Below are 13,659 nucleotides of genomic sequence, written 5' to 3' on the forward strand. Positions count from 1 at the left end.
CCGGTTTCAGTCCTCCCCGTCCGCCTTGCCCCGCGCCAAAAATGCGGGAGAAGCGGATTGCCTTGCCTGCACGCGGGCACCCTGCCCGCACGCCCTATCCGTAGACCTGCTGCGGCAGCCAGAGCGCCACCTGCGGAAACAGCATGATGATAACGAGCGCCAGGATCATCACCAGAACAAAGGGGACGATGGAGGCGTAAATGTCGCTGAGCCTGATCTCCGGCGGCGCCATGGCGCGCATCAGGAACAGGTTGTAGCCGAAGGGCGGCGTCATGTAGGCGATCTGCGTGGTGATCGTGTAGAGCACGCCGTACCAGATCAGCACCTGATCGGGCGGCAGGCCGAGGTCGAGCTTGGCCACCAGCGGCACATAAAGCGGCGCGACGATCACCAGCATGGCCGTGTCATCCAGGAACGTGCCCATGACGAGGAAGGACACCTGCATCAGGATCAGGATGGTCCAGGGGTTGAGCCCCAGTTCCACCGTGAAGAAGCTCTCGATCGCCTTCACCGCCCCGAGCCCGTCGAACACGGCGCCGAAGCCGAGAGCGGCAAGGATGATCCACATGAACATGCAGGAGATCAGCAGCGTCTGGCGCACGCAGGACTGGAAGATCTGCCGCGTCATGCGCCGCTTGACAAGCGCCACGGCAAGCGCCGCAATCGCGCCGATGGCCGAGCTTTCAACAAGGCTGGTCCAGCCCTTGACGAAGGGCACCATCATGACGAGGAAAATGCCGATGGGCAAAAGGCCGGCGGAGAGCAGCCGCAGCTTTTCCCCCATGGGGATGTTGCGCTCTTCCACCGGCAGCGCCGGCCCGAGCCTCGGCTGCAGGGCGCAGCGCACCGCCACATAGAGGATGAACATGGCGGCCATCATCAGCCCCGGCAGGACGCCGGCCAGCCACAGCTGGCCCACAGGTGCGCGGGCGATCATGGCATAGAGCACCAGCACCACAGACGGCGGCACGAGGATGCCGAGAGACGATCCGGCCTGAATGACGCCAGTGACCATGCGCTTGTCATAGCCGCGCCGCAGCAGCTCCGGCAGGGCGATGGTGGCGCCGATGGCCATGCCCGCGACGGAGAGCCCGTTCATGGCCGAGACCAGCACCATGAGGAGGATCGTGCCGATGGCAAGGCCGCCACTGACCGGCCCCATCCACACATGGAACATGCGGTAGAGGTCTTCGGCGATCTTCGATTCCGACAGCACATAGCCCATGAAGATGAACATCGGCAGGGTGAGCAGCGGATACCAGGCCATCAGCTTCATGGCCTGCGCAAAGGGAATGTCGTAGGAGCCCGTGCCCCACAGGGCCAGCGAGGCGATGGTGGCAATGCCGCCGATGGCCCCGAAGACGCGCTGCCCGGTGAGGAGCATCAGCATCATCGAGGAGAACATCAGGATGGCGATCATCTCGTAGGACATCAGATTTTCTCCCCACGGATGCGCGCAACGTCCTTCAGGAACTCGGAGAAGGCCTGCAGCAGCATGAGCAGGAAACCGAAGCACATGACGAATTTGATCGGCCAGAGCTCAGGCCGCCAGGCGCTGCGGCTGCGCTCCAGAAAGCCCAGTACCTTTCCGGCTGCCTCGCTGCCGCCGGTGACATAGGCGTAGATCAGATCGCCAAAGAAATGGAACGGCTGGGTGCCGAAATAGCCGAGCGAATAGGCCGCAGAGCCCATGGCGCCATAGAACAGAACACCGAGATAGAAGATCAGCAGGAAGACGGTGAAGGCGTCGAACCAGGCCTTCTTCTTCAGGGACCAATCCGCATAGAAAAGATCCATCCGCACGCTGCCGCCCGCCTGCATGGCATAGGGACCGCCGAGAACATAATAGGCGACCATGGCGAATTGCGCCGCTTCCAGAGTCCAGAGCGAAGGCTGGAAGAACGTCTTGGAGATGGACGACCACAACAGGATCGCCATCAGAATGAACAGCCCGTACATGACGAGCCGCCCAAGCCCCCGATTGAAGCCATCCACCCAGCGGATATAGGCAAGGGCCGCTCTAGGCATTGCCGCTCCCCTTGCCGCCGGACAGGCCAATCCGGGCACGGGCGGCCTCCAGAATGCGGGCGAGCCTTGCGCCCCATTCCCGTTCCTGCTCTGCCGTCACCAGCTCGTTGTTGCGCACCTCGATCATGACACAGGCCCGGCCCTGGGATTCGCCATGCCGGTTCACCGTGTAATAGACGCCATCGCCGGGCAAGTATGGCTCGTTGTCGCCCACCGTCAGCCCGCCTTCGGCTTCCAGTTCCCGGATCAGAAAATCGGCAAGCCGCCGGTCTTCCGCAGCGATGATGCCGATTTCCCACGGGCGGCTGACGCCCTTGTAGACCGGGGTGTAGGTGTGCACCGACACAACGATGCTGGCCTGTCCGCGGGCATCCCGTTCAGCGAGCACGGCTTCCGCCGCCGCATGGAACGGAGCATGCGCCAGTGCGATGCGTTTCTGCTTTTCTTCGTCCGTCAGATTTTCGTTGCCGGGAATGCGGGTCGTCTCGCTGACGGCCGGGATCAGGTCATGGGCATCATGCTGGCGGTTGCAATCGATGATGAGACGCGACACCAGCGGATAGATCAGCGGCGCATCCAGCAGGCGCGCCATCTCGCGCGCAGTGCCCAGTGCGCCGGGGTCCCAGGCGATATGCGCAACACGGGCTTCCGCGCTGAGGCCAAGGTCGCCATACTCCGGCGGGATCACGTTGGAGGCGTGATCGACAAGCAGGACAAAATCGCTCTGCCCCTGGCGGTTCTCGATGGAAATGGCCGCACCTGTGCCGTGCTCCGGCTGCGGTTCCCCTGCCTGCCCCATAGCTGCTCCCGATACCTCTGGCGGCCGGATCTGCGCTTGTATTTTTTGTTACAGATTTGCGAAGTCCGGCTGTCTGTGTATGATTTGATACACAGTTTGAAGCCGTGTCAAACACAAAACGAAGGCACCTGCCCAACATGTGCCACCTGCCTTCTCAAGCGGCAGACAGAACCGGGAGCAGCCCATGGAACGCGCACTGACCGAGGAAATCCGGGAGCGGCTGGACGAGTTCACCACCACCGAACGGCGGGCGGCGGTGGCGCTGCTGGCCAATTACCCAATGCTGGGTCTGGAGACGGTCGCCCAGTTCGCGGAAGCCGCCGGTGTCAGTTCGCCGACGATCCTGCGTTTTGTCGCAAGGCTTGGCTTTCCGGGCTTTGCCGATTTTCAGAAGCGGCTGCGCGCAGAGCTTGAGAACCAGCTGAAGTCACCCCTTGCCCGCGACCCGGCGCTGCCGGAAGCAGGCTCGGGCTGCGGCAATGCCTTTGCCGACAAGCTGGTCGAGAACCTGCGCGAGACATTCCTGCATCTGCCGCAAAAGGACATTGAAGCCTTCGTCCGGCTGCTCGCCGACGAAAAACGGACGGTTCACATCATCGGCGGGCGCTTCACCGATGCGCTCGCCCGTTACATGGCCGCGCATCTGCGCATCGTACGCCCCGGCGTGCAGCATGTGGCGGGGCAGCAGGGCAACTGGCTGGACCAGCTCATCGGCATGGGACCGAAGGATGTACTGGTCGTCTTTGACATCCGCCGCTATCAGGCCGAAATCATCCGCTTTGCCGAAGCCGCCGCGCGGCAGGGGGTGACCGTGGGCCTGATCACCGACAGCTGGATGTCTCCCATCGCCCGCATTGCCGCCCACGTGCTTCCTGCCCGCGTTGCAGTTCCCTCGCCGTGGGATTCCTCCACCGCGCTGATGGCCATCGCCGAGGCGCTGATTGCCGGTGTGACGCAGGAAAACTGGGCCCGCAGCGAGCAGCGCATGAAAGCCCTCGAAGCCCTCCGCCACACCCGCGACCCGGAGCGCCCGGCGGATTGAGACGATTGTGGCGGAGGAGACCTTTCCCCTGCACTATCCGTATCCGTCATGCCATTGCCCTGACAATGGCATCCATGCCGTAGCCCCACCGCAGGTCACGGCCGCGAGAGGACTGGAAGAAGGACTGCGATCTGGTCATTCGAGCAAGGCGTTTCAGCCCCCCTCCCCCTCGTGGGGAGGGGGAGGGGGGCGGAGGCGTCCAGCCAGAAAGCAAGGGCATCAGTGCGGGCAATGTCCGGACCTGATGCGTCAACCTAACAGCTCTAACCTATGCTATCCGTCATGCCACTGCTCTGACACTCGCATCCCAGCAGAGGCCGCCTCCCCTCATCCCATCGCCGCCAGCAGTTCCCCCTCGCGGATGAGCCCGGCGGGGACGCCGCCGTCGAGCACGACGACAGGGCCTGCCGACTGGCGCTTGAGGGCGATGACCTCGCGCAAGGGCGTGGCAAGATCGCAGCGGGAGCAGTCGTCTGCGGCAGCGGCCTGCGCCTCCACCGGCACCATCACATCCTGCGCCCGCAGCACGTTGAGCGGGTTCATGTGGGCGACGAAATCCGCCACATAGGGCGTTGCCGGAGAGCGGACGATCTCCTGTGGCGTGCCGAGCTGGATGATCCTCCCGCCTTCCATGATGGCAATGCGCGAGCCGATCTTGGCCGCTTCATCGAGGTCATGGCTGACGAAGATGATGGTGCGGTGAAGCTTGCTCTGCAGCTCCAGCAGCTCATCCTGCAGCCGGTCACGGATCAGCGGGTCCAGCGCCGAGAAGGGCTCGTCCATCAGCAGGATCGGCGCATCGGTGGCAAAGGCGCGGGCAAGGCCGACGCGCTGCTGCATGCCGCCGGACAGCTCGTGCACCTGCTTGCCGCCAACGCCTGCAAGGCCGACCAGCTCCAGCTGTTCGGCCACCTTGCGCCGCCGCTCGGCCACCGGCATGCCTGCGACCTCAAGCCCGAAGCCGACATTCTCCGCCACCGTACGCCAGGGCAGCAGGGCGAATTGCTGGAACACCATGGCCACCCGGCTGCGGCGCAGGCGGCGCAGCCGCTCCGGGCCGCAGGTGGCCGGATTGACCAGCCCGTCCTCGTCCCGCACCAGCGCCTCGCCCCGGATGACCGGGTTGAGCCCGTTGACGGCGCGCAGCAGCGTGGACTTGCCCGAGCCGGACAGGCCCATCAGCACGATCACCTCGCCCGGCATGATGTCGAACGTGGCACCGGCAACGCCCAGCGTCTGGCCGGTTTCTTTCTGGATTTCGGTGCGGGTGCGGCCCGCATCGATCAGCGGCAGGGCGGACTTGGGGTCCGAGCCGAAGACGATATCCACATTGCGGAAGGAAACGGCAGCTTCAGTCATTCGCGCCTCCCTTGCGGGTCTTGCCCGAACGGCCCTTGAAGAAACGGTCGAGCACGATGGCAACCAGAACGATGGCCACACCCACCTCGAAGCCCATGGCGATGTTGACCGAATTGAGCGCCCGCAGCGTCGGCACGCCGAGGCCGTTGGCCCCCACCAGCGCTGCAATCACCACCATCGACAGGGACAGCATGATCGTCTGCGTCAGCCCGGCCATGATCTGCGGCAGGGCATAGGGAAGCTCCACCTTCCACAAAAGCTGCCAGCGGGTGGTGCCGAAGGCCTCGCCCGCCTCGATCAGCTGCGTGGGCGTCGAGGACACACCCAGCTGGGTCAGGCGGATCGGTGCAGGCAGCGCGAAGATCACCGTGGCAATCAGGCCCGGCACCATGCCGAGGCCGAAGAGAATGAGTGCGGGAATGAGATAGACGAAGGTCGGAATCGTCTGCATCAGATCCAGCACCGGCTGGAGGAAGGCATAGAAGCGCGGATTATGCGCAGCCACGACACCAATCGGCACGCCAACAGCCATGCAGATTGCAGTCGAGCCAAGCACCAGCGCCAGCGTATCCATCGTGGCCGTCCAGTAGCCCTGATTGATGATCAGCAGCAGCGAGCCCAGCACCAGCAGCGGAAAGCCGATGTTGCGGCGGACCACATAGGCCAGAACGGTCACGACCGCGACGACCGTCAGCGGATGCGGCGTCTTCAGCACCCACAGCAGGCTGCCGATAAAGGCTTCGATTGTGTAGGAAATGGCATCAAAGACCATGTAGGCATTGGTGGTCAGCCAGTCGACCACCGATCTTGCCCAGGGGCCTATGGGAAGCTTGTGGCTGGTCAGCCACTCCACCGCCTGGGCTGGCCATGAACCGGCAGCCTGTGCAGCGGTGGCTAGAGAGAGACCGGGAAAAGACAATATGCACCCCCTTCCGGCCGGGGCGGGGCGCCCGGCCGATCTCGTGGTATCCTGCAGGGAGCCGGCCACGGGCCAGCTCACCGGAGTGTACGGGTGGGTTCAGAGGCCGAGGGCCTGCTTCACAGCCGGAATGGCTTCACCGCCGTCGCGGGTGGTCACGCCCTCAAGCCAGCCTTCGAAGCTGGCCGGATTGGCCTTGAGCCATTCGGCGGCCACCTTGGCGGGATCGGCGTTGTCGTTCAGGATCGCGCCCATGATCTCATTTTCCATCTCGAGGGTGAATTCGAGATTGGTCAGCAGCTTGCCCACATTGGCACATTCGGCAACATAGCCCTGGCGCACATTGGTGTAGACGGTGGCGCCGCCATAATCGGGGCCGAAGACGTCATCGCCGCCATCCAGATAGGCGATTTCGAAACTGGAATTCATCGGGTGCGGCGCCCAGCCGAGGAAAACCACATCCTGCTTCCGGTTGGTGGCCCGGGCGACCTGCGCCAGCATGCCCTGCTCGGAGCTTTCCACCACCTCGAAATCCTTCAGGCCGAACTCATCCTGGTCGATCATGCCGATGATGAGACGGTTTCCGTCGTTTCCAGGCTCGATGCCGTAGATTTTGCCGTTCAGACTGTCCTTGAACTTGGCAATGTCGTCAAAGCTCTTGAGGCCCTTGTCGTAGGTGTATTGCGGCACGGCGAGCGTGTATTTGGCGCCTTCCAGATTGGCGCGGACCGTCTCGACCGACCCATCCTCGCGGTAGGGCGCGATGTCCGCCTCCATGGTGGGCATCCAGTTGCCCAGGAAGACGTCGATGTCCTTGTTCTTGAGCGAGGCGTAGGTGACCGGGACGGAGAGGATCTTGATATCCGTCTCATAGCCCAGCCCCTGAAGAAGCGTGGTGGTGACGGCGGTTGTCGCGGTGATGTCGGTCCAGCCCACATCCGAGAACCGGACCATCTTGCAGCTTTCAGGTTCCAGCGCCAGGGCGCTGCCCGTCAAGGTCACGGCAAGGGCAAAACCCGCTGCCGGCCCGGCGATGAAAGTGGATATACGCTTCATCCGGTTCTTTCTCCTGCTTTCGCGTTGACGCCCTGTAATAACAGGACTCGTCCCCGGTGTTCACGCCCAAATGAACCCGGCAGGACCCCTTATGCAATGGGGAACCTTTTCTACGACCGTCTTTGCGGTGCGGTTTGCCCCTCTGGATTTTGCTACTGAAACATTTTGCCGCAGGCTTGGCAAGTTTTGATTGATTGATCGATCAATTAAAAATATCCATAGGGTGAGGAAAGGAGTGCCTGATGCCGAAAATCGGGATGGAAGCGGAACGCCGCCGCACCCTTATCGAAGCAACCGTGGATGCGATTCACGAGACAGGCTTCTGCGACGTGACGATTGCGCAGATCGCCCGCCGTGCCGGTGTGTCCGGCGGTCTGGCGCACCACTATTTTGGCTCGAAGGATCAATTGCTTGCGGCCACCATGCGGCACCTGCTGCATGAGCTGGGTCAGGGCATCCGCGCGCGCCTTGCCGCAGCCTCGACCCCGCGCGAACGGATTTCGGCGATCATCGCCGGAAATTTCGACCCCGAGCAGTTCCGCGAGGCGGTGATTGCGGCCTGGCTGTCGTTCTACGCGCAGGCCCAGACGGCCGAATCCAATCAGCGCCTGCTGCGCATCTATGCCGCGCGCCTCACCTCCAACCTGACCTTCAGCCTCAAGGCCTTCCTGCCGGAAAAGGACGCGGCCGAGGTCGCCGAAGGCACTGCATCCATGATCGACGGCGTGTGGATCCGTCAGGCCCTGAGCCGGAAAACGCCGGACCGGGAAGCCGCCATCCGCATGGTCGAGGACTATGTGGAAGCACAGATCCGCATGCGCAAATCCGGAGCCGGGAACGAGGTGCAGCCATGAGCGGATATGACTTCATCATCGTGGGGGCCGGGTCTGCGGGCTGTGCCATGGCCGCGCGCCTGTCGGAAGATCCTGCAAACCGCGTGCTGGTGCTGGAATTCGGCGGCACGGATGCCGGGCCCTTCATCCAGATGCCGGCGGCCCTCTCCTATCCCATGAACATGCGCCGCTATGACTGGGGCTTTGCCAGCGAGCCGGAGCCGCATCTGGGCGGGCGGGTGCTGGCGACCCCACGCGGCAAGGTGATCGGCGGCTCGTCCTCCATCAACGGCATGGTCTATGTGCGCGGCCACGCGCGGGACTTCGACACCTGGGAGGACATGGGCGCCAGTGGCTGGGGCTACCGGCATGTGCTGCCCTATTTCCAGCGGATGGAGAATGCCAAGGCCGGTGACGAGAGCTGGCGCGGGCGCAGCGGCCCCCTGCATGTGCAGCGCGGGCCCAAGCACAATCCGCTGTTCAATGCCTTCATCGAGGCCGGGCGGCAGGCCGGTTACGAGACCACCGCCGACTACAATGGTGAGAAACAGGAAGGCTTCGGCGACATGGAGATGACCGTCTACAAGGGTCAGCGCTGGTCCGCCGCCAATGCCTATCTGAAGCCCGCCCTCAAGCGCGGCAATGTGGAGCTGATCACCGGCGCCCTCGTGCGCCGCGTCATCATCGAAAACGGCCGCGCCACCGGCGTTGAGTACCAGCGCGGCAGCGGCGCGCCGCAGGTGGCCCATGCCCGGCGCGAGGTGATCATCTCCGCCTCCTCGATCAACTCGCCCAAGCTGCTGATGCACTCCGGCATTGGCCCGGCGCAGCATCTGAAGGACCACGGCATCGAAGTCGTGGCGGACCGGCCCGGCGTCGGCGCCAACCTGCAGGACCATCTGGAGCTTTACCTGCAGCAGGCCTGCACCCAGCCGATCACGCTCTACAAGCACTGGAACCTTGTCTCCAAGGCCCTGATCGGGGCGCAGTGGCTGTTCACCGGCACGGGGCTTGGCGCTTCCAACCAGTTCGAGGCCTGCGCCTTCATCCGCTCGAAGGCCGGCATCGACTATCCGGACATCCAGTTCCACTTCATCCCCTTTGCCGTGCGCTATGACGGCAAGGCAGCGGCGGAGGGGCACGGGTTCCAGGCCCATGTGGGACCGATGCGCTCCAAGTCTCGCGGCGAGGTGCGGCTCAGAAGCGCTGATCCGCTGGACAAGCCGTCGATCCGCTTCAACTACATGTCCCATGCCGATGACTGGGCCGATTTCCGCGCCTGCATCCGCCTGACGCGGGAAATCTTCGGGCAGGAGGCTTTCACCCCCTTCCGGGGCAAGGAAATCCAGCCTGGCAGCCATCTGCAGAGCGACGCGGAGCTGGACGGCTTCATCCGCGAACATGCGGAAAGCGCCTATCACCCCTGCGGCACCTGCCGCATGGGGGCCAAGGACGATCCCATGGCCGTGGTGGACCCCGAATGCCGGGTGATCGGCGTCGAGGGCTTGCGGGTAGCGGACAGTTCCATCTTCCCGCAGGTGACCAACGGCAATCTCAATGCGCCCTCGATCATGGTGGGCGAGAAGGCCTCGGACCATATCCTCGGCCGCACGCCCCTGCCCGCCTCCAATCAGGAGCCGTGGATCCATCCGGACTGGCAAAACAGCCAGCGTTGAGCCAAAAGACCGAACAGGAGCGTGCCCGCAGCGGCACCCAGTCAACAGAACGGAACGAAGCCCATGCGCGCGCAACCCGCAGCTTCCCACTATATCGGCGGCGCCTATGTGGAGAGCCCCGAAGGCCCCGCATTCGACAGCATCTACCCGGCCACCGGCGAAGTGATCGCCCGGCTGCATGGCGCAGATGACGCCACCATCGAGGTGGCCATTGCCGCCGCCCGCGAAGGGCAGAAGCTCTGGGCCGCAATGCCTGCCACGGAGCGCGGCCGGGTGCTGCGCCGGGCAGCGGACATCCTGCGCCAGCAAAACCGGGACCTGAGCGAGCTTGAAACGCTGGACACCGGCAAGCCCTTGCAGGAAACGCTCATCGCCGATGCGGCCTCCGGCGCCGACTGCCTCGAGTATTTCGGCAATCTCGCTGCCACGCTGACCGGCGAGCACATCGATCTGGGCGGCTCCTTCGCCTACACCCGGCGCGAGCCGCTGGGCATCTGCGTGGGCATCGGCGCCTGGAACTATCCGATCCAGATCGCCTGCTGGAAAGCCGCTCCCGCCCTTGCCTGCGGCAATGCCATGATCTTCAAGCCCTCCGAAGTGACGCCGCTCTCCGCCCTGAAGCTGGCTGAAGCGCTCACCGAAGCTGGCGTTCCTGCCGGTGTCTTCAACGTGGTGCAGGGCGCGGGCGAAGTGGGGGCAAAGCTCGTCTCCCATCCGGCTGTGGCCAAGGTCTCCGTCACCGGCTCCGTGCCGACGGGCCGCAAGGTCGCGGGCCTTGCGGGGGCGAACCTCAAGCATCTGACGCTGGAACTGGGCGGCAAGTCGCCGCTGATCCTGTTCGACGATTCCGATCTCGAAAGCGCCGTCTCGGCGGCGATCAACGCCAATTTCTACTCCACCGGCCAGGTCTGCTCCAACGGCACCCGCGTCTTCGTGCAGAAGGGCCTGAAGGAGACCTTCCTGAAGCGCCTTGCCGAGCGCACCGCCAATGCGGTGATGGGCGACCCGCTGGACGAGGCCGTCAACCTCGGCCCGCTCGTGTCAAAGGCGCAATATGACAAGGTGCTGGGCTACATGAAGCTGGGCCAGGACGAAGGCGCAAGGCTCGTCTGCGGCGGCAAGGCGGCGCAGGTGCCGCAGTTCCCGCGAGGCCTGTTCGTCGAACCGACCGTCTTTGCCGATGTTAAGGACAGCATGCGCATTGCCCGGGAGGAAATCTTCGGCCCCGTGATGTGCGTGCTCGACTTCGACACGGAGGAAGAAGTCATCACCCGCGCCAACGCCACCGAATTCGGCCTCGGCGCCGGCGTCTTCACCCGCGACATCCAGCGCGCCCACCGCGTCATCGGCCAGCTTCAGGCGGGCACCTGCTGGATCAACACCTACAACCTCACCCCCATCCAGATGCCCTTCGGCGGCTTCAAATCCTCCGGCATCGGCCGCGAAAACGGCCACGCCGCCATTGCCCATTACAGCCAGATCAAAAGCGTCTACGTGGAAATGGGACGGACTGAGGCGGCTTATTGAGGGGGGACCTCGTAAGGTCTCGGGGACACACATCGTACAGGAAGAGGCCACAAGCGTTTCTTTGACGCCGGAAGACCAGCAGTTTCAGAGATTTGCTTCTCTGGCGAGGCCTCTCGTTTCCCCTCCCCCTTGAGGGGAGGGGGTAGGGGTGGGGGTCTTCACGCAGGAGCGCAGCTTGACTGGCACTCGTCTCTGCCCCTCAAGCTTGAAATACAAATATTCCGTGTTTTCAGTCCATTACCCCCACCCCTCACCCCTCCCCTCAAGGGGGAGGGGGATAGATAGGCCTTGCCGGGTAAACAACGGCAGCCACGAGGGGGACGGGAGCGGAGAGGCCGTGGCACAATGGGGTAAGATGCAAGGCGTTTATGACGGCAATTACCGGCCACAAGGAGGACATGGACCAGATGAATCGGTTAACGTCAGTTATTCCGATACTGGCGGTACGCTCATGCCCACCCTAGTCGAGATCTGCGCTTACGATCCAAACTGGCCGAGTGAATTCTCCGCTACTGAAGTCCTTTTGAGGACGAGGCTGGCAAAATATGTTGTTTCCATCGACCACATCGGCAGCACTTCCGTGCCAAATCTGGCCGCGAAGCCGGTCATTGACATCGATATCACTGTATCGAGCTTGGCTGACATTCCTGACGCTAGCGCGAAGCTGATAAAAGTCGGCTTTGAGCCTCGTGGAAACCGGTATGATGACGATATGTGGGCCTTCCTGTGGAAGCAGCGCACGCCCCAGATCAGGGCCTATCTTTGCCCGCCCTCAAACCGGACTCACGAGCGCAGGATACTGTTCCGGGACTATCTGCGGCAGCATGACGAGGCGGCTGCCGCATATGCTGCTTTGAAACGCCGGCTTGCAGATCAATTTCCGTACGACGGCGACCGGTACACGTCAGAAAAGAGCGCGTTCATCTCGGAGATCGTAGAACGGGCCCTGAAGGATGGGGCATGACAGGTGCTGCCAACCGCAGCCCTTGCACATTTACCCGGCCGGATAATTCCACGTGACGTTTTTGCTGCATTTGGTGCGTTAGCGCCGGGCGGCGGTGCGTAGCCATTTCGAAGATGTGAGCCTGCATCACGAATTGAGGGTCCGGGAGACATCTACGGTATCATCCCCCCGCTAGCCGTCCCACCGGCAAAGCCCTATAAGCAGCCCATGACCGATATTGATGTTCTTGTGCTCGGCGCCGGGGCGGCCGGGTTGATGTGTGCGATTGAGGCGGGAAAGCGGGGGCTTTCCGTGCTGGTGATCGACCATGCCAAACGCCCGGCGGAGAAGATCCGCATTTCCGGCGGCGGGCGGTGCAATTTCACCAACCTGCACACCACGCCGGCCAATTTCCTGTCGCAGAACCCGCGCTTCTGCGTTTCGGCGCTGAAACGCTATACGCCGCAGCATTTCCTCAAGCTGGTGGAGGCGCACCGCATTCCCTGGCATGAGAAGACGCTGGGCCAGCTGTTCTGCGACAACGCCGCTATGGACATCATCCACATGCTGCTGCGCGAGGCGGAGGCGGCGGGAGTGAAGCTGTGGATGGAGACGTCCTTCACCGCCGTCAGCAAGCCGGATGACCGGTTTTCCGTTGCCACCTCCCGCGGCGCCCTGCGCGCCCAGGCGCTGGTGGTGGCGACCGGCGGGCCGTCGATCCCGAAGATGGGGGCCACTGGCATCGGCTACGAGATTGCCAAGCAGTTCGGCCTTGCCGTGGTTCCGCCCCGCCCCGCGCTGGTGCCGCTGACCTTTTCGGACGACAACAAGATCCTCTGCACCAAGCTTGCGGGTGTCTCGGTGGATGCGGTCGTCAGCTTCGGCAAGACGCGCTTCCGCGAAGGCCTGCTCTTCACGCACCGGGGGCTTTCCGGCCCGTCGGTCCTGCAGATCTCGTCCTACTGGCGCGAGGGCCAGCCGATTACCGTCGACCTGCTGCCGCAGACCGATGTGTTTGCCGCGCTGAAGGCGGGCAAGACCAGCCATGGCAAGCAGGATGTGCGCACCGCGCTGGCCGGACTTTTGCCCAAGCGGCTGGCGGAAGAGCTGAGCGCCGCCCATGGCTTTGGCGGACGGCTGGCCGACCAGCCCGACAAGGTGCTGCAGAAGATGGGCAGCGCCATCAACAGCTGGCAGCTGTTGCCTGCAGGCACCGAAGGCTACCGCACGGCGGAGGTGACATTGGGCGGCGTGGACACCACCGCCCTCTCCTCCCGCTCCATGGAGGCCAACGATGTGCCGGGGCTTTATTTCATCGGCGAGGTGGTGGATGTGACCGGCCATCTCGGCGGCTTCAATTTCCAGTGGGCCTGGGCCTCGGGCCATGCGGCAGGACAGGCCATCCTCGGCTGAAAGCAGCACTTGCTGCATTGCACAAAATTGCTGACAAGCCCGATGCGGCCGCTATAGTCGGGGC

At 63.6% G+C, this 13,659-nt stretch carries 12 protein-coding genes; 6 read left to right on the forward strand and 6 right to left on the reverse strand.

Translation table 11 applies throughout. From position 1 onward, the window contains the following. Positions 1-94: 94 nt before the first annotated feature. From IF10I1_RS21915 to IF10I1_RS21925, 3 genes are read right to left on the reverse strand one after another with little or no spacing between them, the layout of a single operon-like run. A complete protein-coding gene (locus IF10I1_RS21915) occupies positions 95-1,432 on the reverse strand; it encodes a TRAP transporter large permease subunit (protein WP_186392131.1) in 1,338 nt (445 codons plus the stop codon). Continuing rightward, positions 1,432-2,028 (reverse strand): TRAP transporter small permease subunit, encoded by a 597-nt coding sequence (locus tag IF10I1_RS21920; RefSeq protein ID WP_186392132.1) that lies wholly within the window; start codon positions 2,026-2,028, stop codon positions 1,432-1,434. The genes IF10I1_RS21915 and IF10I1_RS21920 overlap by 1 nt, the downstream gene beginning before the upstream one ends. Continuing rightward, entirely contained in the window at positions 2,021-2,827 is an 807-nt protein-coding gene (locus IF10I1_RS21925) for an N-formylglutamate amidohydrolase (RefSeq protein WP_186392133.1), read from the reverse strand. Before IF10I1_RS21925 ends, IF10I1_RS21920 begins: the two co-directional genes overlap by 8 nt. A gap of 184 nt (positions 2,828-3,011) precedes the next feature. Here IF10I1_RS21925 and IF10I1_RS21930 point away from each other — a divergent pair, with 184 nt between their 5' ends. Beyond that, entirely contained in the window at positions 3,012-3,869 is an 858-nt protein-coding gene (locus tag IF10I1_RS21930) for a MurR/RpiR family transcriptional regulator (protein WP_186392134.1), read from the forward strand. A 327-nt stretch (positions 3,870-4,196) separates the two neighbouring features. Here IF10I1_RS21930 and choV read toward each other — a convergent pair whose 3' ends face one another. From choV to IF10I1_RS21945, 3 genes are all read right to left on the reverse strand, one after another. Continuing rightward, positions 4,197-5,228, reverse strand: a complete 1,032-nt coding sequence (gene choV, locus IF10I1_RS21935) for a choline ABC transporter ATP-binding protein (RefSeq protein WP_122519312.1) — start codon at positions 5,226-5,228, stop codon at positions 4,197-4,199. Further along, positions 5,221-6,081 carry a choline ABC transporter permease subunit gene (choW, locus tag IF10I1_RS21940; RefSeq protein WP_026355441.1) on the reverse strand — a complete coding sequence of 287 codons (861 nt, stop codon included), beginning with the start codon at positions 6,079-6,081 and terminating at the stop codon, positions 5,221-5,223. The genes choV and choW overlap by 8 nt, the downstream gene beginning before the upstream one ends. 165 nt (positions 6,082-6,246) lie before the next feature. Continuing rightward, positions 6,247-7,203 (reverse strand): choline ABC transporter substrate-binding protein, encoded by a 957-nt coding sequence (locus tag IF10I1_RS21945; RefSeq protein ID WP_186392135.1) that lies wholly within the window; start codon positions 7,201-7,203, stop codon positions 6,247-6,249. A gap of 242 nt (positions 7,204-7,445) precedes the next feature. Here IF10I1_RS21945 and betI point away from each other — a divergent pair, with 242 nt between their 5' ends. The 5 genes from betI to IF10I1_RS21970 all read left to right on the forward strand — a co-directional run bounded on the left by betI (position 7,446) and on the right by IF10I1_RS21970 (position 13,595). Further along, complete coding sequence (gene betI / locus IF10I1_RS21950; protein ID WP_186392136.1) at positions 7,446-8,057, forward strand: transcriptional regulator BetI; 612 nt, start codon at positions 7,446-7,448, stop codon at positions 8,055-8,057. Continuing rightward, entirely contained in the window at positions 8,054-9,712 is a 1,659-nt protein-coding gene (betA, locus tag IF10I1_RS21955; RefSeq protein WP_208977309.1) for a choline dehydrogenase, read from the forward strand. The genes betI and betA overlap by 4 nt, the downstream gene beginning before the upstream one ends. Positions 9,713-9,775: 63 nt before the next feature. Beyond that, positions 9,776-11,239 (forward strand): betaine-aldehyde dehydrogenase, encoded by a 1,464-nt coding sequence (gene betB / locus IF10I1_RS21960; protein WP_186392137.1) that lies wholly within the window; start codon positions 9,776-9,778, stop codon positions 11,237-11,239. Positions 11,240-11,690: 451 nt separating this feature from the next. Then, positions 11,691-12,203 (forward strand): GrpB family protein, encoded by a 513-nt coding sequence (locus IF10I1_RS21965; protein WP_186392240.1) that lies wholly within the window; start codon positions 11,691-11,693, stop codon positions 12,201-12,203. Positions 12,204-12,410: 207 nt separating this feature from the next. Beyond that, positions 12,411-13,595, forward strand: coding sequence for an NAD(P)/FAD-dependent oxidoreductase (locus IF10I1_RS21970; protein ID WP_186392138.1), 1,185 nt, complete (start codon positions 12,411-12,413; stop codon positions 13,593-13,595). The last annotated feature ends 64 nt before the right edge of the window (positions 13,596-13,659 follow it).

Source organism: Pannonibacter sp. I15F10I1, from assembly GCF_900185665.1.
GTDB classification, from domain to species: domain Bacteria; phylum Pseudomonadota; class Alphaproteobacteria; order Rhizobiales; family Stappiaceae; genus Pannonibacter; species Pannonibacter indicus.